The following is a 21,923-nucleotide window of genomic DNA, read 5'->3' on the forward strand; positions in this document are numbered from 1 at the left end:
GCATGCAGATTCCACGATCGCGCTTGGTGGTCGCCGGCCTCGTCGGCCTGGCAATGATCATGAGCGCGTCCGTCCCGGCCGCGGCGGCCACGACGGCCTCTACCAGCAAGGTCGAGAAGACCCGGCTGGACAGGCTGAAGACGCCGAAACTCGGCTGGTACAAGTGCTACGGCGTCGCCGAGTGCGCCACCGTGAAGGTGCCGCTCGACTACGACAAGCCGAAGGGCGCGAAGACCGAGATCGCGGTTCTGCGGATCAAGGCGAAGAACCAGAAACGAAAGATCGGCAGTCTCTTCCTGAACCCCGGTGGCCCGGGCGGCTCGTCTACCGAGTTCGCGCTCTCCGCCCCGGCCTTCCTCAGCGATCAGGTGCTGGAGCGCTTCGACATCGTCGGCGTGGACCCGCGCGGCGTCGGCGCCAGCGCCAACATCAAATGCTTCCGGTCGGTGAAGGAGCAGACCTCCGTCCTCACCGGAATGAACGTCGCCTTCCCGCTCGGCAAGAAGGAGGAGACGACGTACATCAACGCGGCCAAGGCGTTCGGCAAGGGCTGCTCGACCACCGGCAAGACCCTCGCCGGCGCGGTGTCGACCGCCGAGGTGGCCCGCGACATGGAGCTGATGCGCCGGGCCGTCGGTGACAAGAAGCTGACCTACCTGGGCTTCAGCTACGGGACCGCGCTCGGGCAGTACTACGCGAACATGTTCCCGGACCGGTTCCGGGCGATCGCCGTCGACGGCAACATCGACCCGCGGCAGTGGGTCGGCGCCGGCAAGAGCGGCGGCCAGATCCTGGACGCCCGGATGCGGTCCGCCGAGGGGGCGCACAAGGCGCTCGTCGAGCTGCTCAAGCGCTGTGACAAGGCCGGCGAGAAGTACTGCGCGTTCGCGGCCGGCGACCCGGTCAAGAACTTCGCGGCGATCGCGAAGAAGCTGCGGGCCAAGCCGCTGGTGATCGAGGACGAGTTCGGCACGTACCGGGTCACCTACGCCGACTTCATCGGCGGGGTGCTCGGCTCGCTCTACTCGGGCTGGGCCGGCGAGGAGGCCACCGGGATCGCCGCCGAGATCAGCGCGGCGATGAGCGGTGGCTCGGCGGCGGCGGCCGGCAAGGCGGCGGTGGCACTGCGGATCCAGACCGCGCGGGCGAAGGGGTACGACTTCCCGTACGACAACAGCTACGAGTCGCAGAGCGCGGTGATCTGCACCGACGGCACACACCCGAAGTACGCGAGCTCCTGGCCGTCCGCGACCGCCGTCCGTGACCTGAAGGCGCCGTACTTCGGCCGCCCGTGGGGCTGGACGGACGTGCAGTGTGCCGGCAACACCTGGAAGGTCCGGGACGAGGACGCGTACCGGGGGCCGTTCAACAAGCGGACGGCCAAGCCGGTGCTGGTCGTCGGCAACTACTGGGACCCGGCCACGAACTACGCCGCCTCCGTCTCGTCGAGCAAGCTGCTGCCCAACTCGCGGCTGCTCACCAGCGACAACTGGGGACACACCGCGTACGGCTCGGGCGCCTGCGTCACGGCCGCGATCGACTCGTACCTGCTGGCCGGAAAGCTGCCGGCCAAGGGCACGATCTGCCGCGCCGGGCACCAGCCGTTCACCAAGCCGCTCGACACGGACAGCGGCGATCTGTCCACGATGTCCGTCGAGCCGGGCAAGCAGTTGCCGCCGGTCGTCGCGCCCAAGCCGGTCTCGGTCCTGACCGGGAGCCTGTTCGGCTGACGGCCGCACGGGGGCGGCGCCAAAAGCCGCCCCCATGTGGCGGTTCAGCGCCAGGCCGCCAGGGTGGTCGTTCCGAGCCGTGCGCCCGGGCCGGCCACCAGCGCGCCCACCGGGATGTCGGCCCCGAAGAACGGCTTGCCGTCCGAGGTGACCCGCTGACCCGGAGCGGCCAGCCGGCGGCCGATCTCGTCGAGCGCGATCACCTCCGGGCCGGCCACCTCGACCGTGCCGTTCACCGGCTCCGCCTCGACGGTCTCGACCAGGAACTCCACCAGGTCGGCCAGCGCGATCGGCTGGACCTTGACCGGCGCCAGCCGGATCTCGTCGCCGGAGGTGTTCGCGCCGAGGATCGGGCCGAGGAACTCGAAGAACTGGGCGGCCCGCACGATCGTCCAGTCCACGCCGCCGGCCTTCACCGTCGCCTCCTGGGCGAGTTTCGCCCGGAAGTAGGCGAGGTCGGTGGCCCGTTCCAACCCGACGATCGAGAGCGCCACGTGGTGCCGTACGCCGGCCTTGCTCTCCGCGGCGATCAGGTTCTCCGACGACACCCGGAAGAACTCGGTCGCCGCGGTCTCCTCCTGCGAGGCAGGGTTCGTCACGTCCACCACGACGTCCGTGCCGTCGAGCGCCTCGGCCAGCCCGTCGCCGGTGATGGTGTCGACCCCGGTCGACGGCGACGCCGGCACCGCCTCGTGACCCCGGGCGCGCAGGGCCTCGACAAGAAGTTTCCCGGTCTGCCCGGTCCCGCCTACCACTACAACCTTCATCGCTGCTCCCTAGTAGCCGCTTCCGCACGGTGTCGGGAGAGGGACGAGGCGGCGCACGAGGGTGTGACAGTGACGGCGGTCACCGGCGGTCGCGGGGCAGCTCCAGTTCGGCGCCGGCGAGCCAGTCCAGCGCGTACTCCAGGTCGGTGGCGGCGGCCCGCCGCTGGTGGGAACGGTCGGACCGGGCGGCCGCGGCGCAGGCCTCGAGCCGCCGGCCGAGCGTGGCGTAGAGCTGCCGGTCGTCGATCCGGGCCGGTCCGTCGACCACCCGGCGGGCGCGGGCGCGGAGCAGCCGTCGCAGGCCGGCCGGGACCGAGGGCGGGACCGGCCGGGGCCTCCGCCGATAGCGGCCGGCGGCACGGACCACCGCGTCGTGGACCTGGCCGAGCCGGGCGAAGCCGACCCGGTCCGGGCGGTCGGCGACCCAGTCCCGGCACTGCGCGTCGGTGATCACCGTGGTCAGCTCCCGCCGGATCCGGTCCAGCTCGGGCGCTGCCGGACCGGCGAACGGCGTGGCATCGGCGGGGAGGCACACCCCCTCCTTGCCGGAGATGTCGGAGACGTCGCTGCTGTCGGCGAGGTGCCGCTCCAGGCAGTCGAGGGCCTGGCAGAGCAGCAGGTCCGCCGTGGCGAGCCGCTGGGTCACCGGATCGGTCCGGGCCGCGAGCCGCAGCTCCGGCGCGCTCCACCGGTCCGGTCCGACGTGCCGCAGCGTCGCCGAGACGAGTCGCACCCGGGCGTGCTGCAGCGCCTCCGGCACGATGATCAGTCCCGGTCGCCGGAGGGTGTGCCCGGGAACGACGGGCATCGGCAGCCGGGCGAGCCGCCGCCGGCCGATCGCCATCCGTGCCCGGTGGGCCGCCCGCGGCGTGACGCCGGCGAGCGCGACGAGGAGCAGAGCGGCGCCGATCAGGATCCCGGCGACGCTCGCCCGGGCCGCGCTCACGGCCAGCAGCGCCGCGCCGATCGACGCCACGCCCAGCGCGAGGGCCCGGGCGCCGGCGCCCGCGGCCTCGATGAGCACGGCGTCGATCGCGGCCAGCCGGGCGCACGCCGACCGGACCCAGAACTGGCCGATCTCGTTCGCGCTCGTCACCTCGGCGAGGCCGTGCGACACGAGCGCACGGACCGCGTTCAACTCGGCATGCAGCGCGTGGCCCGGCATGACCCGAGCCTCGCACCGACAGGCGCCGATGCGGATCCCCTCGGAGGTGTCGTGTTTCAGCCTCGCCGATTTCCCGGGACGAGCCGATCTCCCGGGACGAGCCGATCTCCCGGGACGAGCCGATCTCCCGGGACGAGCCGATCTCCCGGGACGAGCCGACTTCCCGGGACTAGCCGATCTCCCCGGGAACGGCCTCCACGCCGACGACCCGATCGAGCGGGCCGAGGGCGGGCGCCGGTGGGCGGTTCACCATCAGTACCGGGATGCCGAGCTCGCGGGCCGCCACCAGTTTGGCGTCCGGGCCGCCGCTGTCCTTGGTGACCAGCACGTCGATCCGGTGCCCGGCCATCAGCCGCCGCTCACCGTCCACCGTGAACGGTCCCCGGTCCAGCAGCACCTCCAGCCGCTGCGGCGCGACGGCGCCCGGCGGTTCCACCGAACGGGCCAGGAACCAGCACTCGTCGAGGTCCGCGAAGGCCGCGATGCCCTGCCGCCCGGTGGTCAGGAACACCCGGCGGCCGAGCCGGGGGAGGAGGGCGGCGGCGTCGCCGAGGGACGCGACGCGGTGCCACACGTCGCCCGGCGAGGCGGTCCAGCCGGGCCGGTCCACGACCAGCCTGGGTACGCGCAGAGCCCCGCACGCCGCCGCCGCGTGCTCGCTCATCGTGGCCGCGAACGGGTGTGTCGCGTCGATCAGGACGTCGATCCGCTTGTCCCGCAGGTACGCGGCGAGCCCGTCCACCCCGCCGAACCCGCCGATCCGCACCGCACCGGCGGGCAGCAGCGGGTCCCGGGTCCGTCCGGCGAGCGAGCTGACCACGTGATGTCCCGCCTCGGTCAGCAGCGTGGCCAGCCGCCGCGCGTCAGCGGTGCCGCCGAGCAGCAGGATCCTCATGACCGGCAGCGGCTCGCCGAGTAGAGGTGACTGTCCGGGAACTGGCCGGCGGTCAGCGCGGCGCCCACCACGATCACCGCGGTCCGCTTGATGCCGGCCTCGGTGACCCGCGCCGCGATGTCGGCGAGCGTGCCGCGCACGATCAGCTCGTCCGGGCGGCTGGCCCGGGCCACCACGGCGACCGGGCAGTCCGCGCCGTAGTTGCCGATCAGCTCGGCCACCACCGCGTCGATCCGCTGGACCGCGAGGTGCAGCACCATCGTGGAGCGGCTGGCGCCGAGCGTCGCGAGGTCCTCGCCGGGCGGCATCGCGGTGGCCCGCTCCGCGGTCCGGGTCAGGATCACGGTCTGCGCCACCCCGGGAACCGTGAACTCCCGTCCCAGCGTGGCCGCGGCCGCCGCGAAGGCCGGCACACCCGGCGTCACGTCGTACGGCACCCCGGCCGCGTCCAGCCGGCGCATCTGCTCGGCGACCGCGCTGAACACCGACGGGTCACCGGAGTGCAGGCGGGCCACGTCCTGACCGGCCTCGTGGGCCGCGACCATCTCCGCGACGATCTCGTCGAGGTTCAGGTTCGCGGTGTCCACCAGCCGGGCGCCGGGCGGGCACGCCTCCAGCAGCTCCGGCGGGACCAGGCTGCCGGCGTAGAGGCAGACCGGCGCCGCGGCGATCAGCCGGTGCCCGCGCAGCGTGATCAGGTCGGCCGCGCCCGGTCCGGCGCCGATGAAGTGCACGGTCACTGTGATCCTCCTGAGCCGAGCGGCACCACCGACCAGATGGTGACCGGCATGAACGAGCGCCAGCCGGTGAAGCCGCCGACCGGTGAGCCCCGCTGCACGGTGATCCGGGTCAGCTCGCCACCGTGCTTCGCGTACCCGGCCGCGATCACCGCCTCGGACTCCACGGTGACAGCGTTCGCCACCAGCCGGCCGCCGGGGCGCAGCGCCGCGAGGCAGCGGTCCAGGACTCCGTCGCGGGTCAAGCCGCCGCCGATGAAGATCGTGTCGGGCGCCGGGAGCCCGTCCAGGGCGTCCGGCGCGCGGCCGTGCACCACCCGCAGTCCGGGCACGCCGAGCGCTGCCGCGTTCGCGGTGATGGTGGCGATCCGGTCCGCCGACGATTCGACGGCGATCGCGCGGCAGGCCGGGTGGGCGCGCATCCACTCGATGCCGATCGACCCGGATCCGGCGCCCACGTCCCAGAGCAACTGACCGGGTACGGGGGAGAGCGCCGCCAGCGTCACGGCCCGGACCTCCCGCTTGGTGAGCTGGCCGTCTCCCGCGTACACATCGTCGGGAAGGCCGGCCACCCACGATGCCGGCGGCCCGTCGGCGAGCTCGATCGCGACCACGTTGAGCGGATCGCCGGGCGGGACCACCCACCCGTCGGCGGTGCCGGCGACCACCCGCTCGGCCGGGCCGCCCAGCTGTTCAAGAACGGTCACCGACGCCGAGCCGTAGCCACGGTCGTCGAGCAGGGCGGCGACCTCGGCGGGGGTGTGCGCGCCGGCCGAGAGCACCAGGATCCGGCGGCCCGGATGGAGCCATCGGGCGAGCGTCGCGACCGGCGCGGTGACCAAGGTCACCACGTCGGCGGCGGCCAGGTCCCAGCCCAGCCGGGCGGCCGCGAGCGAGACCGACGACGGGTGCGGCAGGACCCGGATGCGGTCCGGGCCGAGCACCCGGGCGAGCGTGGCGCCGATGCCGTGGAACATCGGGTCGCCGCTCGCCAGCACGCCCACCGCACGGCCGCGTTCCGCCTCGATCAGTCCGGGCAGGGCCGGGACCAGCGGTGACGGCCACTTCTCGCGGCGGGCGGTGACGGTGTCCGGAAGCAGATCGAGCTGACGGGCGCTGCCGAAGATCACCTCGGCGGAGGTGAGGGCGCGCCGAGCCGTACCGGAAAGGTCTGACCACCCGCCGGCGCCGACGCCGACCACCGTGACCACTTCCGGGTTGCTCATCGGCTGAACCTATCCCGATGGGGTCCGGCGAATTTTCCGGAGGGTCGTTGAGCCAACCGGCGGCGGGACGCGTACCCATCCCTGACGGCTCCTCCTGCGACCGGGCCGTCACGTCAGCCGCAGGGGTGGCAGACGCCGAGAGACGACTGCTAGCAGGTGAGGACGATGGCCATACCGGCCTTCCACGCTTCTCGTGAGCGGCCCGACGACGGATACGACGGATACTTCGCCGATCTCCGGAGCGACGACCGTCCCAGCTGGGACAACCCGTCGATGCCACAGTGGCCCCAGCAGTCACAAGGGCCCCAGCAGTCACAGTGGCCCCAGCAATTCGATCCGGCGGATCCCTATCGGCGTGGCGACATCGTGGTGGAGTCGCTCACCGACCCGACCGGCTGGAAGGCCGGCGCCGGCGTCCCGATCCCCGACGACCGCCCGCCCGCCGAGGCGACCAGCGGCAACCGGCTGCTCACCGTGTTGCTGTTCTTCTCCGGCCTCGCGACAAGCATCTCCCTCTGGCTCTTCAACACCCAGGCCGGCGCGGTCAGCGACACCACCAGCATGATGCTGGCGGCCGGGCGGATCACCGGCGTGGTCGGCGGCTACCTGCTCTTCATCCAGCTGCTGATGATGAGCCGGGTCTCCTGGCTCGAGGAGTGGGTCGGCTCCCGTGACCTGCTGCGCTGGCACCGCTGGCTCGGCACGTCCCTGTTCACCGCGGTCGTCGCGCACGTCGTCTTCATCGTCTACGCCTACGCGCTCACCGCCGGCACCGGCGTCGTCGAGCAGGGCTGGACCGTGATCACCACGTTCCCCGACATGATCAGTGCGACAGTCGCGACGGTGCTGCTCGTCGTGATCGCGCTGACCTCGATCCGGTTCATCCGCACCGTCCTGCCGTACGAGCTCTGGCATCTGATCCACCTGTCGAGCTATGCCGTGCTGCTCCTCGGGTACGCGCACCAGATCTCCGCGGGCGCCGACATGAGCGGCAGGTTCGCGTCCGTCTTCTGGCCGGCCCTCGGCTGCCTCACGCTCTCCGCGCTGGTCTGGGGTCGCGTGGTCGAGCCGCTCTGGCTCAACGCCCGGCACCGGTTCAGCGTCGCCGAGGTGGTCGGCGAGGGCGCCAACACGTTCTCGATCTACATCGAGGGCAAGCGCCTCGACAAGATCCCGGTGCAGGCCGGCCAGTTCATGCGCTGGCGCTTCCTGACCGCCAACGGCTGGTGGCAGTCGCACCCGTTCTCGCTCTCCGCGGCGCCGAACGGGCAGTGGCTGCGGCTCACCGTGACGATCGCCGGTGGGCACACCGCGAAGCTCGCCACGATGCGGCCGGGCACGCCGGTCTGGGCGGAAGGACCGTTCGGCACGTTCACGGCGCAACGGCGTACCCGGCGGCGGGCTCTGCTGATCGCCGGCGGCAGCGGCATCGCGCCGATCCGGGCGCTGCTGGAGGACATGCCGCCGGACACCATCGTGATCTACCGGGCCAGCCGCCCGGACGAGCTGGTCTTCCGGGCCGAGCTCGAGGAACTGGCCGAGCAGCGGGACGCCTGGGTGCGCTACATCGTCGGCGGCCGCAACGACCCCGGCCCGCAGCGGCTCTTCACCCCGGAAGGCCTGCGCGGCCTGGTGCCGGACGTGAACCGGCGCGACGTCTACCTGTGCGGCCCGCCCGGCCTGGTCAACACGGCGGTCGGCACGCTGCAGGACCTCGACGTCCCGAGCAGCCAGATCCACCTCGACCCCTTCGAGTTCTGATTCCCTGGGAGATTCGCGATGCGACGTAGTACCGCAGCAGCCGTCGGGACCCTCACCGGCGCGGCCCTGATCCTCGGGGTACGCCTGAGCGTGCAGCCGCCGGACGCGCCGGTCGCCACCGCGCCGGTCGCGCAGGAGGCCGCCGCCGGTGACGACGATCCCGAAGCCGCCGAGGCCGCGCCTTCTCCGTCGGCCGGCAAGAAGGGCTCCTCCTCTTCCGACAAGAAGTCTTCCGACAAGAAGAAGGAAGAGGCCCCCGCCGAGGAGGAGGCCGGGCTCAAGGCCGGCACCTACAAGGGCAAGGCCGTGCAGAACGAGTACGGCACGGTTCAGGTCACCATCAAGGTCAGCGGTGGGAAGGTCAGCGCGGCGGACGCCACGTACCCCACCGACGGCTTCAGCGGGACGATCAATCCGAAAGCGGTGAAGCAGCTCAGCGCGGCGACGCTGAAGGCGCAGAGCGCGGACGTCGACGCGGTCTCCGGCGCGACGTTCACCAGCCAGTCGTATGTCACGTCGCTGCAGGCCGCGCTGGACAAGGCGGGCGCGTAGGGTCCAGGTTCGTGCGCCACGTCGAGCAGGTCATGGGTACGGTCGTCAGCATCGAGCTGGCAGATGAGCTCAGCGAGTCCGCCCTGTCGGACTTGGTGGAGATGACCTGCTCGTGGCTGCATGAGGTGGACGCGCGGTTCAGCACCTACAAGCCGGACAGCGAGGTGTGCCGGTTCCGCGACGGCTCGCTGAGACTCGAGGACTGCTCGGCCGATCTGCGTCTCGTGCTGGACCGCTGTGCCGACCTCTGGCGCGACACCGACGGGTACTTCGACGCCTACGCCGGCGGGAGGCTGGACCCGTCCGGTTACGTGAAGGGCTGGTCGATCGAGGTGGCCTCGCAGCGCCTCGTCGAAGCCGGGTCGCGGCGGCACTACCTGAACGCCGGCGGCGACATCCGGATGCGCGGGGCCGGCCCCACCGGCGGGCCCTGGCGGGTCGGTGTCCGGCATCCCTGGGAAGCCGGCAAGCTCAGCTGGGTCCTGGCGCTCACCGACGGGGCGGTGGCGACCTCCGGTACGTACGAGCGGGGCGCGCACGTGGTCAACCCGCGTACCGGGAAACCGGCCACCGGGCTGCGCTCGGTCACCGTGGTCGGCCCGGACCTGGCCGTCGCCGACGCGTACGCGACGACCGCGCTCGCCATGGGCGAGGCCGGGCTGTCCTGGCTCGCCGGACGGGTGGCCGGCGGGTACGAGTCCGCGGCCGTCACCGACGACGGGCGGGCCTTCACGTCACCGGGCTTGCCAGTGGCGTGAACATTGGCAGCATGTCGACTCCGCCTCCGGGTTACCGGCTTCTCGACGGCCCGCCGTCTCTTGATGAGTACCTCGAACTCCGTACCCGATCGGGTTTGACCCCGCCTACCCGCGACCAGGCCGCCGCCGGCCTGAGCGGCGCGTGGGCCGCCGTGCATCTGGTCCACGAGGAGAGTGGGGTTGCGGCCGGCATGGGCCGTGTCCTCGGCGACGGCGGCTGGTACTTCCACATCATCGACATGGCCGTACTCCCGGAGCACCAGCGCCGTGGCCTCGGTGACGCGGTGCTGACCGCTCTGCTCGACACCATCCGCCGCGCCGCGCCGCCCGGCGCCTATGTCAACCTGCTCGGTGACCCGCCCGGGCGGCGTCTGTATGCGCGGCACGGCTTCACGGAGACGGCGCCGCACTCTCTCGGTATGGCGCTCAGGCTGGGGTGAGGCGGGGTCGCGTTTCCGGCCGTGCTTCTTTCGGCCGTGCTTTCCGGCCGTGTTCTCAGGCTGGCGTGGTGCGTGGGCCGGCGCCCGGCCATGGTCCGGGTGTCTCCGCGGGCTGGCTCGACGGCGTGACCTCGGTCCGGTAGACGCTCAGGCCGCGCGCCCGGTAGTTCGCCAGCGCGGCCGGGCCGTCCAGGCTGCAGGTGTGCACCCAGACCCGGGAGATCGGCGTCTGGTGCGGCCAGCGGTCCGCCAGGCGCCAGGCCTGCCGCAGTCCCTCGGTGAGCAGATGCCCGCCCAGGCCCCGGCCGGCGAAGTGCGGCAACAACCCGAAGTACGCGATCTCCACCGCACCGGCGTGCCGGCCGTCCAACTCCACGTACCCGGCCGGCGTGCCCCGCACCGACGCCACCCAGGTCTCCACGCCCGGCCGGGTGAGCCAGTCCTGCCACTGCGCCCAGGTCCAGGACAGCCGATCGGTCCAGAACCAGTCGCCGCCCACCGCCGTGTAGAGGAAGCGGCTCAGCTCCGGGCTGGCTATCTCGGCCCGCCTGACCTCCACCGGCACACTCGGCTCGCGCCCCGGCCGGATCTGGGCGGCGTCGGTCTGTTCCAGGTACCAGGTCGTCAGCTCCACGCCTGGATCCTGACGTGTTTTCCCAGGTCGCGACACGCCGGGGTACCCCGGTTTGGCGGGCGGCGCGGTGACCGGCTAATGTTTTCCTCGTCGCCGGGACAGCCGGAGACACGCGGACGTAGCGCAGCTGGTAGCGCATCACCTTGCCAAGGTGAGGGTCGCGGGTTCGAATCCCGTCGTCCGCTCGGAGAGGCCTTCTTCCACGGGGCCAGCTCGGTGGAGTGGCCGAGAGGCGAGGCAACGGCCTGCAAAGCCGTGTACACGGGTTCAAATCCCGTCTCCACCTCGCATATTTTTGCACGCATTGCTTTGTGTGCATTGCCAGGGCGATTGGCGCAGCGGGAGCGCGCTTCCTTGACACGGAAGAGGTCACTGGTTCGATCCCAGTATCGCCCACCAGCTTGGGGCGTCTCTGTCTGCGGGAAGCGCAGACGGGGGCGCTCGTTTTGTCATGCGCGACTTCGTCGCGCGGCGAGGGCTTCGCCACCCGCACCCCCTCTGCCGGGCTTGCGCTTCGTGGGTGGGTCGCTTCGCTTCGCTCGCTGGGGGAAGGTGTTCTAGTCCCTTCGTGCGCCCAAAGATCAAGGCCGTGACCTGCGTAAACAGAGGTCTCGGACGCTCGGTCTAGTCATACCAGGGCTCACCGATGAGAACCCCGAGCGCGTTGCCGCCGTCCGCGCACTCAGCTGGGCCTATCTGTGCCGCGCCCTCGGCCCGGGCGACCCCGCCTGGGCCGATGCCGCCGCAGCTCTGGCCGCAAAGGCCGCACCATTGGGTCGCATCGATATCTCCTGACCGGTCACCTTTTGGTGACCTAGTCACGAAAAAGTGCTTTCTTCCCCTGTTCGCAGCGATCTCTTATGGTTTCCCGGTAACTGAAAGAGAGTGCGGAGGTACGCGTCATGGCCGTAACCCTGGTGAACCCGAGCGGGCTGCCGGAGATCCCGATCTACCGGCAGGTGTCGGTGGCGACCGGCTCGAAACTGGTCCACGTCGCGGGTCAGGTCGCCTGGGACGAGACGGGCACAACGGTCGGCGAAGGTGACCTCGCCGCCCAGGTCGAGCAGGCCTACCTCAACGTCGGCGCCGCGCTGGCCGGCGTCGGCGCGACCTTCGACGACGTGGTGAAGCTGACCGTGCACGTCGTCGACTGGCAACCCGAGCAGATGCCGCTGCTGCTGGACGGGATCGCCCGCGCGGCGGCGAAGCTGGGCATCACCCCGGCCGCGCCGGCGTCACTGTTCGGCATCGTCGCACTGGACGTGCCGGAACACCTGGTGGAGGTGGAGGCGGTCGCCGTCCTCGACTGATCAGGCGGCCGGGTCGCGGAAACTGCTGCGGGACGACTCGATGTGACCCAGGTAGCGCTGGGTCCAGCCGCACATGCCGTCGACCACGGCGCGCAAACCCTGGCCGGCCTCGGTGAGCGTGTATTCGACGCGCGGCGGGATGGTGGGGTGGACCGTTCGCTCCACCAACCCGTTGCGTTCCAGCATTCGCAGGTTCTGGGTGAGCATCTTGTGGCTGATGCCGCCGACCTCGTTGCGCAGTTCGCTGAAGCGCATGGTGCGCTGCCCCAGGAACTCGATGATCAGGAAAGCCCACTTGTTGGCCACGTCCGAGAAGATCTCCCGCGCCAGCGAGTCGGCCCGGGCCAGATCGGACTCCGGAGGGAGAGCACTGATCTCCTGCCGCGTTCCCATTCTGCACTCTCCTTCGGTTCCTGACTAACCAGCAGAGAGTAACGCCTCGCAGGGGCTTCGCCAGCGCCTACTGCGCGCCAGCGAAGCTGGAACCGCCGTGGGCGGAGTGAATGCCGAGATCGGTACGTCCCGGCAGTAGATCCTCGCGTAGGGCTCGGGTCCTCTGGTAGTCGCCATCGCGCAGGCGTCGGAACGGCAGGGTGGGCTCGGTGTCGATGGTGCGCAGCCGGTCTCGCAGTCGCGTGGTCTCGCGTTCGACGGCGGCGGCTGACGCCGGCCGGCCGATCGTCGACGATCGGCCGGCCGGTGTGGGCGGGATCAGACGGCGAAGCCGCGGTGGCGGCGGAAAAGCTTCTTGAGCATGAAGACGGTCTGGGCGATCGTGAAGATGTAGAGGATCGGCCAGCCCAGGCTGAGGATCGCGGACTGGACGGAGATGCTCTGCTGGCTCCAGGCGTAGATCGAGGCGCCGATGATGGCGAGCAGCACCACCAGCGGCATGACGTAAGCGGAGCCCTTGCCCTTCTCCGCGTTGGCCTGGGCCGCCCAGTTGTCCTTGTCGGTCTGGGCCAGGAACTGCGTCCAGGCGGAGACGAAGTGCCCCATCCTGATCCACATGTACAGCTCGGCGGGGAACGCCAGGGCGGCGTAGAGCAGGTCGGACGCGCTCTTGTCCTTCATGGCCAGCGCCAGGCGGAGGTTGAGCAGCGCCGCCACCGCCGGTGGGATGAGCCAGATCGGGTTGAACACGAAGGCGTCGATCGACAGCGACGCGACGAGCAGCAGGATGAAGCCGAGCCGCGAGCCGATGTTGAACACCATCGCGATGTTCTCGTACCAGCGCAGCCGCAGGTTGGGGTGCAGCGGCTGGCCCTTGTTGTCGCCCCGCTGGCCGGGCCAGAACAGGTCGATGGCGCCGAAGTTCCACTTCACCTGCTGGCCGTGCAGCGCGCGCAGGTTGGTCATCGGGCCGACGTAGGCGCGGGCCGAGGCGCTGATCTTGGTGCTGTAGCCGGCGTCCTTGATCTGGAGCGACAGCTTGCTGTCCTCCACCTCGCTGTCCCGGACCCACGGCGCCTGCTGGTGGTGGCGGACCATCACCTGTTCCAGCGCCCGCATGCTGAACAGGCTGCACTGGCCGCCCAGCACGGCCATGTTGCGGCCGCGGAGCAGGTTGTCCATGTTGAAGGCGCCGAACTGCGCCCGCTGGCCGGCGATCAGGAAGCGCGCCATCAGGCCCTTGTAGCGGCTCTTGTCGATGCTGTAGATCGCGCTCAGCCCGCCGATCCGCGGGTCGTCGGTCATCTCCAGCTCGAGCCGCTCCACGCAGTCCCGGGCGAGGGTGGTGTCGCCGTCGACGCCGAGGATGTAGTCGTAGCCACGGGAGAGGAAGTATCCGTAGTTCAGCGCCCCGACCTTCTTGTCGGGGTTCACGCCCATGTCGTGGACGTGGACGGTGGTGACGAACTCCTCGCCCTTCACGGTACGGGTGTGCCGGCCCTCGAAGCCACGGGCGATCTCGGGGGTGTCGTCGTCGGTGTTGTTGATGATGACGTGGATGATGTTCGGCAGCCGCGTCTGGGCGAGGATGCTCCGCAGGACGTCGCCGATCGTCTCCTGCTCGTTGTAGCAGGGGATGATGCAGCTGATCGTCGCGTGCCGGGGGGTGGCGGCGGCCGCGGCGAACTCGCCGGCGGTGGTCTCCACCGCCTCGAGCTCGGCCAGCGCGGGCACCGGCGGCAGCGCCAGCGGACCCGCTTTGGCGCTGCGTGGCAGCAGGATCTGACGGTCGGTCGCCCGGCGCAGGCCGGGACTGGATTCGCTCACTGAGTGGCGCCCTTCGTGATCAACGGCAGGGTCAGGGTGTCGAGGGCCGTGGAGCGGTAGTAGCTGTTCGACTTCGGGGTGGTCTCGACCAGGAGATCCATCCGGAAGGTCAGCGTGAGCGTCGTTGCTCCGGTCGTCGCTGCCGGCAGCGTCACCACGGTGTTGTAGGGATAGGGCGGGGTGATGTCGAACGACCCGCTGTCGGTGGTGACGTCGACCCGTGCCGTGCCGTCGTCCTGGGTCACCTGGAACGTGCTCACCTTGATCCGGTGCTTGCTGTCGGCGTCCTCGATGTGGGCGGCCACGTTGATCGTCTTGTCCGACGCGGCGGTGTAGAGCTTCGCGTTGTCGGAGGTCCAGTAGTTCAGCGTGACGGTGAAGTCGCCCTGCTTGAGGCGATGGGTCACGGTGCCGGTGTCCAGCGGGCCGCTCTCGCGTTCCGTCTTCTTCGCCGCGGCGTCCGTGCCGGTCGCCGCGGCGGAGGGTTCGGGGCTGCTCGTCGAACTGCCGCCGAGCAGCGGCTTACTGCTGCTGGTCAGCTCCTTGAGGCTGCTGCAGCCGCTGAGACTGCCGCAGAGCATGACTGCTGCCATGCCGACTGCCGCACTTCGGGGGAGGTGCACGGGTGACCCTTCGCTCGTCGACTGCGGGGGGAGTGACGCGCCTGGTTACAGCCAGGGGTCGGCGGATCCTGTCGGCGGTGCGATAGCGGAGTTGAGAGTTCGCCCGTGTGCGGGGCGCCTCACCTGAACCCTGTCTCCCCGGCCGCGCCATGTCGGCGACGGTTCATTCACTGCGGGGGATGCCGGATCGGGCCGGATCACCTTTTCTGGACTGCGGGACGGACCCACAGACGAGGAGACGGTGAGCATGGACACCGCGAACAGCAGCGGTTGGGTGATGTGGGCCGGGATGGCGGTCGCGGCCGCGCTCGGCGCGGTGGCCGGTGCGGTGGCGGTGTCGGCCAACGAGGAGCCCGCGGCGGGCACCCCGGCGGCGTCGCAGAGCACCGCCACGACGTGCGCGGCGACCGAGGTGGCCGAGAAGACGCTGCCGTCGGTGGTGACCATCTCGGCGTCGAACGGCGAGACCGGCGGCACCGGATCCGGCGAGATCATCCGTAGCGACGGCTACATCCTCACCAACAACCACGTGATCTCGGTGGCGGCGAACGGCGGCGAGGTCGGTGTGCTCTTCAACGACGGCCGGGGAGTGCCGGCCACCATCGTCGGCCGCGACCCGAAGTCCGACCTGGCGGTGATCAAGGTGGAGGGCGAGTCGGACCTGCCGGTCATCGCGTTCGGCAGGTCCGAGGACGTGCAGGTGGGCCAGCCGGTCGTCGCGCTCGGCGCGCCGCTCGGCCTCTCCAACACGGTCACCGCCGGGATCGTCAGCGCGCTCGACCGGACCATCGAGGTGCCCGGCGACAACGGGGAGACGGCGCTGCTGGTCTCGGCGGTGCAGACCGACGCGGCGATCAACCCGGGCAACAGCGGTGGCGCGCTCGTCAACTGCGCGTCCGAGCTGGTCGGCGTGCCGTCGGCCGGTGCGAACATCCCGGACCCGAGCGGCGGCGGCGGTAGCGGCGGGGACATCGGGCTCGGGTTCGCCATCCCGGTCGACCACGCGAAGGCCGTCTCCGACGAGATCATCGACACCGGGACGGTGACCCACGCGTACTTCGGGGTCGAACTGATCACGGTTCCGGAGGCGCAGGGCCGGGCGGGCGGCGTCTACATCCGGTCGGTGGTGCCCGGCAGCCCGGCGGCGAAGGCGGGCCTGGAAGCCGGTGACGTCATCACCGCGATCGACGGCAGCGCGGTGACCACCACGAACGACGTGGCGGCGGTGACCCTGACCAAGAATCCCGGCGACACGGTCACGGTGGATTACACCCGCGGCGGGCAGTCCGGCACGGCGACGGTGAAACTGGGAGCGCAACAGTAATCACTATCCTGGCGGGCATGGTCCTGCACATCCTGCGATGTATCGGCGTCGCTGAGCTGGGACGGGTGGCCCGGGCAGCGGGGATGCCCGAGTCCGACGCCGAGTCCGAGCTGATCGATCTGGCCGTCGAGGGGTTCGTCACCCGCACACCCGGTGAGTTCGGCGGCTGGGGGCTCACCGAGAGGGGCCGCGCCGAGGACGCCCGCCGGACCGCCGCGGAGCTGGACGCCGCGGGGGCCCGGCCGGCGATCACGGCGGCCTTCGAGCGGTTCCTGGTCCTCAATCCGGAGCTGCTCGATCTCTGCACCGCTTGGCAGATGCGCGGCGCCGGGGTCAACGATCACACCGACCCCGGGTACGACCAGCGGATTCTGACCCGCGTCGCCGACCTGGACGACCGGGCCGGTGCGGTGCTCGCGACGCTGACCTCGGCTCTGCCCCGGTTCGGGCGCTATCGGGTCCGGCTCGGCGAGGCGCTCGACCGGGTGCGAGCCGGTGAGCTGCAGCATCTCGCGGACAGCATGGAGTCGTACCACACGGTCTGGTTCCAGCTGCACGAAGATCTGCTGGCGACGCTCGGGATCCCGCGGTGAGCTCGGCCAAGGAGCAGGGGCTCGGCACGCTGCGCGCCCTCGGCCTGCCGGTGCCGCCCTGGTTCACGATCGGCCCCGCCGAGACCGGCAGCGCCAGCCTGGACGCGATGCTGGCCGACGGGATCCGCCGGTTGGAGATCGCCACCGGCCGGCGTTTCGGCAGCGGCGAGGGATCGGAGCGGCTCCTGGTCTCGGTGCGTTCCGGCGCCGCCGTCTCGATGCCGGGCATGATGAGCACGATCCTCAACGTCGGCGACGATCTGGCACAGGCCGTCCGCACGGTCGCCGCGTCCTGGGACAGCCCGCGCGCGATCACCTACCGCGAGATCCACGGGATCCCGCACGACCTCGGCACGTCGGTGATCGTGCAGGCCATGGTCTTCGGTGACCGTGACGAGCGCAGCTGCTCCGGGGTCGCCTTCAGCCGGGATCCGAACACCGGCGAGCGGGTGATGTTCGGCGAGATGGCGCTGCGGGCGCAGGGCGACGCCGTGGTCGCCGGGGAGTCCGCCACCCGGCCGCTGTCCGAGCTGGCCGCGCCGCAGCGGGAGGCGCTCCGGGCGGCCCTGGAGAAAGCCGAGCGGCATTACCGGGACGCCTGCCACGTCGAGTTCACGATCGAGTCCGGTGAGCTCTGGCTGCTGCAGGTCCGGCCCGGCGGGTTGTCCGGCCCGGCGGCGGTGCGGGTCGCCGTCGACCTGGTCGACGAGGGACTCATCGACCGGGCGGAAGCCGTGCGCCGGGTGCCCGGGGACGCCCGCTTCACCCGTACCCGGAGAATCGGCCGGACCGGCCCGGACCTGGACGTGATCGCCAGAGGCCGGGGCGCAAGCCCCGGTGTGGCCTGCGGCCGGATCGCTGTGACGTCGGACCGGGCGGCGCGGATGGCGGCCACCGGACCTGTCGTGCTGGTCCGGCCGCACACCTCACCGATGGACATGCACGGTCTGGCCGCGGCCGCCGGCGTCGTCACGGTCCTCGGCGGCGCGACCAGCCACGCCGCGGTGGTGGCGCGGTCGATGGGCAAACCCGCGGTGGTCCAGGCAGGACTTTCCGTCGATCTCGACAACTCGCGGGTACGGGTGGACGGCCGCACCTTCGACGAAGGAACACTGGTGACGATCGACGGCACGAGCGGCGAGATCGTCCTCGGCGAGGCGCCCGTCACGACCGGCGCGGACGACGATCACCTACGCCGGTTCCGGGAGTGGCGCGAGGCCTAACGCCGGCGGGCCAGCGATGAATGCGCACTTCATCGTCGAACGACCCGGCCGCCGTGCGCGGCAGGCGGAGGCGCAGTTCCAGCGCTGGGGCTGATGGTGTGTGACGATCGGGCGATGGCTGACCTCTTTCAGGTACGGATCGCGGTACGCGGCTACGAACTCGACGTCCAGGGGCACGTCAACCAGGCTGTCTACCTGCAGTACGGCGAACACGCCCGCTGGCAGTGCTTCCAGGCCGCCGGCCTTTCCCCGGAGGTGCTGGTCTCGGCCGGATGCGGGCCGGTCGTGCTGGAGACCACCATCCGGTACCTGAAGGAGCTCCGCTCGGGCGACGAGGTCGACGTCGACTGCCGCTTCTTCTGGGGTTCGGGCAAGACGTTCCGGGTGGAGCAGGATTACACCCGGGTCGACGGGACGCCGGTCGCGGCGGTCACCGGGGTGGCGGGGCTGCTGGACCGGGAGAGTCGCCGGTTGGTGCCGAGTCCGGCGGAGCGGTTGCGCGAGCTGGCGTCCGACCCGGGTGTCCTGGGGTTGTAGGGCGATCCGCCCCGCTTTTGGCGATCTTGGAGATGTTTGCCCAGGGTGGTGCCGCGTCTTTCGCCTGGATCCGCGTGAAGGGCGCGCGGTGTGACGGTGGGTGACTGGTGACCGTGGAGCGTTGGCGCTTTGCGTCATTCTGTGGGGCCTGGGGCGTCCGCGCCTTTCCGGTCAGCGTTGTGTTTACCTCTGGTGCTCGCACGCCGGGTGACGGTCACGGGTGCGGCGAGTGATGAGGGGACGATAGGGAAGGCGGCGCGACCCGGGGGGAGTCACGCCGCCTTCGGTTCGGGTGGTCGTGGTTGGCGACGCTGTTCGGATCAGGTGCCGGTGCCCTGCTCGGTGGTGCCCTGCTGAGTGCCCTGACCGGTGGTGCCCGGCTGGGTGGTGCTTTGGTCTGTGGTGCCTTGGTCTGTGGTGCTTTGATCTGTGGTGCCTTGATCTGTGGTGCCTTGGTCGCTTCCGGAGCCGCCCTGGCCGCCGCCGAAGCCGCCGCCGCCGGGGAAACCGCCTCCGCCACGCATGCCGGTGCCGGGACCGCCCTGCTGGACCGTCACGCCGGGCGTGGAGGCGCCGTCGCCGGTCGCGGACATGATCCCGGCGGTCAGGCCGGAACTCGCCACCGCGGTGAACAGCACCGCCGCCGCGAGGACGAGTTTCGGGCTCTTCGCGAACCGTTCCTTCGCGGAGACCTTGGATGGCGGCATCCACGGAGGCGGGGCGCCGGCATCCGTCGTCGGCGGGACCCCGCCGCCGGCGGGCGGCTCACCGGGAGCGCCCGGCGCGGTCTGCGTCGTGGTGGGGGTAGCGCTCGTGCCGGATCCGTCAGCGGCGGGAACTGGTGCGGCGGAGGCGGCGCTCACCTCGAGGGACTGTCCGGTCTGCGCCCATTCGGGCGGTGTCGGCACCACCTCGGTCGGCGTGATCGCGTCCGGCGGCGCGGTGATGATCTCGGTCGCCGTGGTGGGTGACTCCGCGGCGCCCGGCTGTGACGAAGGGCCCGGCTGTGACGAAGGGCCTGCGGCCGGCACGACGGCAGCGGTGGGCTCGTCTGCTGCGCCGCCGCCCGCCGTCGGGGCCGCCGGCTCCGGGTTGACGGACTGTTTTTCCTGGTCATGCGTGGTCATCAAGGCTCCTCGACTGGTCACCGGAGACAAGCATCGGCACCCCGGTTGTGCGGAGTCTGTGATCACAGTGAGGGTCGACTGTGGTTGATCGCTGCCCACCGGAAACGCCGACCGGCGGTGTCCGGTCCGCCGACACCGGGCCCCTCCGCAAGGTGCGGAAACTCCACTGCGTGACGGTTCTTTCGACCTGAAGGCCGGAGCGCCACGGCCGCCCGGGTGTGGGAGGTTTGTCGCCGTGTTCGACGATTCTTTGCAGGCGTATAACGCCGGCCACACCGATGGCGCCGCCCGGCACAGCGACCAGGCGCAGGCCGACCACCCCGAGACCGGCTCCGACTACCGCGTCGGCGTCGTCGACGGCAGCGTCGCCGCCTTCCAGACCGAACTCGCCGCCGAAATGCGCCGAATCCTGGGCGACCCGCGATGACCGGCCCACGACGGCCGGCGCGCTGTGGGGAATCGCGGTGAGGGGACCCGCTTTGTCAACAGGGGCAGGCCTCGGCTAAGGTTTCATCCGTCGCCGGGAAAGACTCCGGGGGCGTGCGGACGTAGCGCAGCTGGTAGCGCATCACCTTGCCAAGGTGAGGGTCGCGGGTTCGAATCCCGTCGTCCGCTCGGAGAGGGCTGTTGCTGATCCTTGCATCGGCCGCCTCGGTGGAGTGGCCGAGAGGCGAGGCAACGGCCTGCAAAGCCGTGTACACGGGTTCAAATCCCGTCTCCACCTCGGATGACGAGGGCGATTGGCGCAGCGGGAGCGCGCTTCCTTGACACGGAAGAGGTCACTGGTTCGATCCCAGTATCGCCCACAGAAGTTTATGCAGCTCAACGGCCCGTTACCAGGATTCTGGTAACGGGCCGTTGGCGTTTTGGTGCTTACGGTGAAGCAGACGGGGGCAAGATCATCTACGGTGATCGGGCTCTGCGGTGTGCTCCCGTGGGTGATGGGTGACGACCGCCGGGTCGGTGTGGGCGGGTCGTGCGGAGCTTCACCCGGCGGTCGTCCGGGTCATGCAGCGCCGCGTCGCTCGCCGGGCTGTCGCCCGGCCGTGCCCCGACTTGATGCTCTCCGGCGGCGTTCGTGCGCTCGGCTCCGCCACGTGAGCAGCAGGCCGCCTATCACGGCGGAGGCGAGAGAGCCGATCAGGATGCCGGCTTTGACGGGCTCCGATTGGGGGGTGCCGGGGGCGAAGGAGAGTTCGCCGATCAGCAGCGCGACTGTGAACCCGATCCCGGATACCGCGGCGACGGCGAGCAGGTCCAGCCAGGTAACCCTCTGGTCAAGGGCCGCTCGGGTAAGAGTGACCAGCGCAAACGTTGCCAGCATGATGCCGAGGGGTTTGCCGGCCACGAGCCCGAGGATGACGCCCTGGGCGGCGGGTTCGGTCAGGGTCGTTGCCAGGGCGTCCGGGCTCAGGCTGACTCCGGCGGCGAACAGGGCGAAGACCGGGACGGCCAGCCCCGCTGACACCGGACGCCAGCGGTGCTCCCAACGTTCGGCCACGCTGCGATCCTCCCCGTCCCGGGCCAGCGCGGGAACGGTGAACCCGATCAGGACGCCGGCGATCGTGGCATGGACTCCGGACAGGTGCATGAAGGCCCAGGCCAGGACAGCGAGCGGGACCAGGATCCAGGCGGTGACGTGCCGCCGGGTCAGGCCGGCGAGAACACCGATCATCAGGAGGGCCGCGCCCAGCCACCCGAAGGCCAGGCCGTCTGCGTAGAGCACCGCGATGACGACGATGCCGAGCAGGTCGTCGACGACGGCGAGGGTGAGCAGGAAGGCTCGTAGCGCGACGGGCAAGCTGCGGCCGAACAGGGTGAGCACCGCCACCGCGAAGGCGATGTCGGTGGCGACCGGAATGGCCCAGCCGCCCATCGAAGGGCCGCCGTGGGCGAGATTGACCAGGGTGTAGACGGCGGCCGGCGTGATCATGCCGCCGACCGCGGCGACGATCGGGACCGCTGCGGTGGCGGGATTGCGGAGCTGGCCCGTGACGAATTCGCGCTTGAGTTCCAGGCCGACGACGAAGAAGAAGATTGTCAGCAGTCCGTCGGTGGCCCAGTCCGCGATGGAGAGGTTCAGGTGCAGGCTGGCGGGGCCGACCACGGTGTTGCTCAGGTCGGTGTAGGAGTCGCGCCACGGTGAATTGGCCCAGATCAGGGCCAGCACTGTTCCGATGGCGAGCAGGATCGCGCCGGCGTTCTCTGCCCGGAGGGTGTCGGTGAAGTTGCGCCTGCCGCCAGGGGACAGGCTGCCGAAGGCGTTGATCGTTCGGTTGTTCATCGGGGCGGTGGCCGGTG

Annotated in this window: 22 protein-coding genes and 6 tRNA genes; 17 read left to right on the forward strand and 11 right to left on the reverse strand. The window is 70.8% G+C overall.

The window, feature by feature from the left end; translation table 11 throughout:
• Positions 1–2 precede the first annotated feature (2 nt).
• The gene (locus AB0F72_RS00775) at positions 3–1,730 is read left to right on the forward strand and encodes an alpha/beta hydrolase (RefSeq protein WP_360422940.1); all 1,728 of its coding nucleotides are present in this window, start codon (positions 3–5) and stop codon (positions 1,728–1,730) included.
• A 44-nt stretch (positions 1,731–1,774) separates the two neighbouring features.
• On the opposite strand, the gene AB0F72_RS00780 is transcribed toward AB0F72_RS00775, so the two are convergent.
• The 5 genes from AB0F72_RS00780 to cbiE all read right to left on the reverse strand — a co-directional run bounded on the left by AB0F72_RS00780 (position 1,775) and on the right by cbiE (position 6,520).
• The gene (locus AB0F72_RS00780; RefSeq protein ID WP_360422943.1) at positions 1,775–2,497 is read right to left on the reverse strand and encodes an SDR family oxidoreductase; all 723 of its coding nucleotides are present in this window, start codon (positions 2,495–2,497) and stop codon (positions 1,775–1,777) included.
• A 79-nt stretch (positions 2,498–2,576) separates the two neighbouring features.
• Positions 2,577–3,662, reverse strand: coding sequence for a hypothetical protein (locus AB0F72_RS00785; protein WP_360422946.1), 1,086 nt, complete (start codon positions 3,660–3,662; stop codon positions 2,577–2,579).
• A gap of 169 nt (positions 3,663–3,831) precedes the next feature.
• Positions 3,832–4,557 (reverse strand): cobalt-precorrin-6A reductase, encoded by a 726-nt coding sequence (locus AB0F72_RS00790; protein ID WP_360422949.1) that lies wholly within the window; start codon positions 4,555–4,557, stop codon positions 3,832–3,834.
• A complete protein-coding gene (gene cobM, locus AB0F72_RS00795; protein WP_360422952.1) occupies positions 4,554–5,297 on the reverse strand; it encodes a precorrin-4 C(11)-methyltransferase in 744 nt (247 codons plus the stop codon). Before cobM ends, AB0F72_RS00790 begins: the two co-directional genes overlap by 4 nt.
• Entirely contained in the window at positions 5,294–6,520 is a 1,227-nt protein-coding gene (gene cbiE / locus AB0F72_RS00800; RefSeq protein ID WP_360422954.1) for a precorrin-6y C5,15-methyltransferase (decarboxylating) subunit CbiE, read from the reverse strand. Before cbiE ends, cobM begins: the two co-directional genes overlap by 4 nt.
• Before the next feature lie 165 nt (positions 6,521–6,685).
• On the opposite strand from cbiE, the gene AB0F72_RS00805 reads away from it, so the two are divergent.
• Genes AB0F72_RS00805 through AB0F72_RS00820 form a run of 4 tightly spaced genes read left to right on the forward strand, consistent with a single transcriptional unit; the run spans position 6,686 to position 10,031 of the window.
• On the forward strand, positions 6,686–8,281 hold the full coding sequence (locus AB0F72_RS00805) for a ferric reductase-like transmembrane domain-containing protein (protein WP_360422957.1): 1,596 nt from the start codon (positions 6,686–6,688) through the stop codon (positions 8,279–8,281).
• Between the two features lie 18 nt (positions 8,282–8,299).
• Positions 8,300–8,833, forward strand: a complete 534-nt coding sequence (locus tag AB0F72_RS00810; RefSeq protein WP_360422960.1) for an FMN-binding protein — start codon at positions 8,300–8,302, stop codon at positions 8,831–8,833.
• A gap of 32 nt (positions 8,834–8,865) precedes the next feature.
• Positions 8,866–9,591, forward strand: a complete 726-nt coding sequence (locus tag AB0F72_RS00815; RefSeq protein WP_360423803.1) for an FAD:protein FMN transferase — start codon at positions 8,866–8,868, stop codon at positions 9,589–9,591.
• 11 nt (positions 9,592–9,602) lie between these two features.
• Entirely contained in the window at positions 9,603–10,031 is a 429-nt protein-coding gene (locus AB0F72_RS00820) for a GNAT family N-acetyltransferase (RefSeq protein ID WP_360422963.1), read from the forward strand.
• Positions 10,032–10,086: 55 nt separating this feature from the next.
• On the opposite strand, the gene AB0F72_RS00825 is transcribed toward AB0F72_RS00820, so the two are convergent.
• The gene (locus AB0F72_RS00825) at positions 10,087–10,665 is read right to left on the reverse strand and encodes a GNAT family N-acetyltransferase (protein ID WP_360422966.1); all 579 of its coding nucleotides are present in this window, start codon (positions 10,663–10,665) and stop codon (positions 10,087–10,089) included.
• A 112-nt stretch (positions 10,666–10,777) separates the two neighbouring features.
• On the opposite strand from AB0F72_RS00825, the gene AB0F72_RS00830 reads away from it, so the two are divergent.
• From AB0F72_RS00830 to AB0F72_RS00845, 4 genes are all read left to right on the forward strand, one after another.
• Positions 10,778–10,850: transfer RNA gene (locus AB0F72_RS00830), tRNA-Gly, on the forward strand.
• A 30-nt stretch (positions 10,851–10,880) separates the two neighbouring features.
• Positions 10,881–10,951: transfer RNA gene (locus tag AB0F72_RS00835), tRNA-Cys, on the forward strand.
• A gap of 38 nt (positions 10,952–10,989) precedes the next feature.
• Positions 10,990–11,064, forward strand: a tRNA-Val gene (locus AB0F72_RS00840).
• Between the two features lie 503 nt (positions 11,065–11,567).
• Positions 11,568–11,975 (forward strand): RidA family protein, encoded by a 408-nt coding sequence (locus AB0F72_RS00845; RefSeq protein ID WP_360422969.1) that lies wholly within the window; start codon positions 11,568–11,570, stop codon positions 11,973–11,975.
• Here the strand turns inward: AB0F72_RS00845 and AB0F72_RS00850 are convergent, their stop codons facing one another.
• From AB0F72_RS00850 to AB0F72_RS00860, 3 genes are all read right to left on the reverse strand, one after another.
• Positions 11,976–12,368 (reverse strand): helix-turn-helix domain-containing protein, encoded by a 393-nt coding sequence (locus AB0F72_RS00850; RefSeq protein WP_360422971.1) that lies wholly within the window; start codon positions 12,366–12,368, stop codon positions 11,976–11,978.
• Positions 12,369–12,686: 318 nt separating this feature from the next.
• Positions 12,687–14,195: a glycosyltransferase family 2 protein gene (locus tag AB0F72_RS00855; protein ID WP_360422973.1), complete on the reverse strand. Its 1,509-nt coding sequence runs from the start codon at positions 14,193–14,195 to the stop codon at positions 12,687–12,689.
• Positions 14,192–14,788, reverse strand: coding sequence for a hypothetical protein (locus AB0F72_RS00860; RefSeq protein WP_360422976.1), 597 nt, complete (start codon positions 14,786–14,788; stop codon positions 14,192–14,194). The genes AB0F72_RS00855 and AB0F72_RS00860 overlap by 4 nt, the downstream gene beginning before the upstream one ends.
• 277 nt (positions 14,789–15,065) lie before the next feature.
• Between AB0F72_RS00860 and AB0F72_RS00865 the strand changes: the two genes are divergently transcribed.
• The 4 genes from AB0F72_RS00865 to AB0F72_RS00880 all read left to right on the forward strand — a co-directional run bounded on the left by AB0F72_RS00865 (position 15,066) and on the right by AB0F72_RS00880 (position 18,495).
• Positions 15,066–16,142 carry a trypsin-like peptidase domain-containing protein gene (locus AB0F72_RS00865; RefSeq protein WP_360422979.1) on the forward strand — a complete coding sequence of 359 codons (1,077 nt, stop codon included), beginning with the start codon at positions 15,066–15,068 and terminating at the stop codon, positions 16,140–16,142.
• A 17-nt stretch (positions 16,143–16,159) separates the two neighbouring features.
• A complete protein-coding gene (locus AB0F72_RS00870; protein WP_360422982.1) occupies positions 16,160–16,735 on the forward strand; it encodes a transcriptional regulator in 576 nt (191 codons plus the stop codon).
• Positions 16,732–17,958 (forward strand): PEP/pyruvate-binding domain-containing protein, encoded by a 1,227-nt coding sequence (locus tag AB0F72_RS00875; RefSeq protein ID WP_360422985.1) that lies wholly within the window; start codon positions 16,732–16,734, stop codon positions 17,956–17,958. Before AB0F72_RS00870 ends, AB0F72_RS00875 begins: the two co-directional genes overlap by 4 nt.
• A 114-nt stretch (positions 17,959–18,072) precedes the next feature.
• Positions 18,073–18,495, forward strand: coding sequence for an acyl-CoA thioesterase (locus AB0F72_RS00880; RefSeq protein WP_360422988.1), 423 nt, complete (start codon positions 18,073–18,075; stop codon positions 18,493–18,495).
• Positions 18,496–18,815: 320 nt separating this feature from the next.
• Here the strand turns inward: AB0F72_RS00880 and AB0F72_RS00885 are convergent, their stop codons facing one another.
• A complete protein-coding gene (locus AB0F72_RS00885; protein ID WP_360422991.1) occupies positions 18,816–19,622 on the reverse strand; it encodes a hypothetical protein in 807 nt (268 codons plus the stop codon).
• Positions 19,623–19,857: 235 nt separating this feature from the next.
• Here AB0F72_RS00885 and AB0F72_RS00890 point away from each other — a divergent pair, with 235 nt between their 5' ends.
• From AB0F72_RS00890 to AB0F72_RS00905, 4 genes are all read left to right on the forward strand, one after another.
• Complete coding sequence (locus AB0F72_RS00890; RefSeq protein ID WP_360422994.1) at positions 19,858–20,049, forward strand: hypothetical protein; 192 nt, start codon at positions 19,858–19,860, stop codon at positions 20,047–20,049.
• Positions 20,050–20,164: 115 nt separating this feature from the next.
• Positions 20,165–20,237 (forward strand) — tRNA-Gly (locus AB0F72_RS00895).
• A gap of 38 nt (positions 20,238–20,275) precedes the next feature.
• Positions 20,276–20,346: transfer RNA gene (locus tag AB0F72_RS00900), tRNA-Cys, on the forward strand.
• 10 nt (positions 20,347–20,356) lie between these two features.
• A tRNA-Val gene (locus AB0F72_RS00905) sits at positions 20,357–20,428 on the forward strand.
• A 200-nt stretch (positions 20,429–20,628) separates the two neighbouring features.
• Here the strand turns inward: AB0F72_RS00905 and nhaA are convergent.
• Positions 20,629–21,906, reverse strand: coding sequence for a Na+/H+ antiporter NhaA (nhaA, locus tag AB0F72_RS00910; RefSeq protein WP_360422997.1), 1,278 nt, complete (start codon positions 21,904–21,906; stop codon positions 20,629–20,631).
• Positions 21,907–21,923: the final 17 nt, after the last annotated feature.

Source organism: Actinoplanes sp. NPDC023936 (assembly GCF_040639325.1).
Lineage (GTDB): Bacteria > Actinomycetota > Actinomycetes > Mycobacteriales > Micromonosporaceae > Actinoplanes.

Coding starts and splice junctions, on each gene's coding strand:
- AB0F72_RS00775 (WP_360422940.1), top strand. CDS start 3: ATGCAGATTCCACGATCGCGCTTGGTGGTCGCCGGCCTCGTCGGCCTG.
- AB0F72_RS00780 (WP_360422943.1), bottom strand. CDS start 2,497: ATGAAGGTTGTAGTGGTAGGCGGGACCGGGCAGACCGGGAAACTTCTT.
- AB0F72_RS00785 (WP_360422946.1), bottom strand. CDS start 3,662: ATGCCGGGCCACGCGCTGCATGCCGAGTTGAACGCGGTCCGTGCGCTC.
- AB0F72_RS00790 (WP_360422949.1), bottom strand. CDS start 4,557: ATGAGGATCCTGCTGCTCGGCGGCACCGCTGACGCGCGGCGGCTGGCC.
- cbiE (WP_360422954.1), bottom strand. CDS start 6,520: ATGAGCAACCCGGAAGTGGTCACGGTGGTCGGCGTCGGCGCCGGCGGG.
- AB0F72_RS00805 (WP_360422957.1), top strand. CDS start 6,686: ATGGCCATACCGGCCTTCCACGCTTCTCGTGAGCGGCCCGACGACGGA.
- AB0F72_RS00810 (WP_360422960.1), top strand. CDS start 8,300: ATGCGACGTAGTACCGCAGCAGCCGTCGGGACCCTCACCGGCGCGGCC.
- AB0F72_RS00815 (WP_360423803.1), top strand. CDS start 8,866: ATGGGTACGGTCGTCAGCATCGAGCTGGCAGATGAGCTCAGCGAGTCC.
- AB0F72_RS00820 (WP_360422963.1), top strand. CDS start 9,603: ATGTCGACTCCGCCTCCGGGTTACCGGCTTCTCGACGGCCCGCCGTCT.
- AB0F72_RS00845 (WP_360422969.1), top strand. CDS start 11,568: ATGGCCGTAACCCTGGTGAACCCGAGCGGGCTGCCGGAGATCCCGATC.
- AB0F72_RS00850 (WP_360422971.1), bottom strand. CDS start 12,368: ATGGGAACGCGGCAGGAGATCAGTGCTCTCCCTCCGGAGTCCGATCTG.
- AB0F72_RS00860 (WP_360422976.1), bottom strand. CDS start 14,788: ATGGCAGCAGTCATGCTCTGCGGCAGTCTCAGCGGCTGCAGCAGCCTC.
- AB0F72_RS00865 (WP_360422979.1), top strand. CDS start 15,066: ATGGACACCGCGAACAGCAGCGGTTGGGTGATGTGGGCCGGGATGGCG.
- AB0F72_RS00870 (WP_360422982.1), top strand. CDS start 16,160: ATGGTCCTGCACATCCTGCGATGTATCGGCGTCGCTGAGCTGGGACGG.
- AB0F72_RS00880 (WP_360422988.1), top strand. CDS start 18,073: ATGGCTGACCTCTTTCAGGTACGGATCGCGGTACGCGGCTACGAACTC.
- AB0F72_RS00885 (WP_360422991.1), bottom strand. CDS start 19,622: ATGACCACGCATGACCAGGAAAAACAGTCCGTCAACCCGGAGCCGGCG.
- nhaA (WP_360422997.1), bottom strand. CDS start 21,906: ATGAACAACCGAACGATCAACGCCTTCGGCAGCCTGTCCCCTGGCGGC.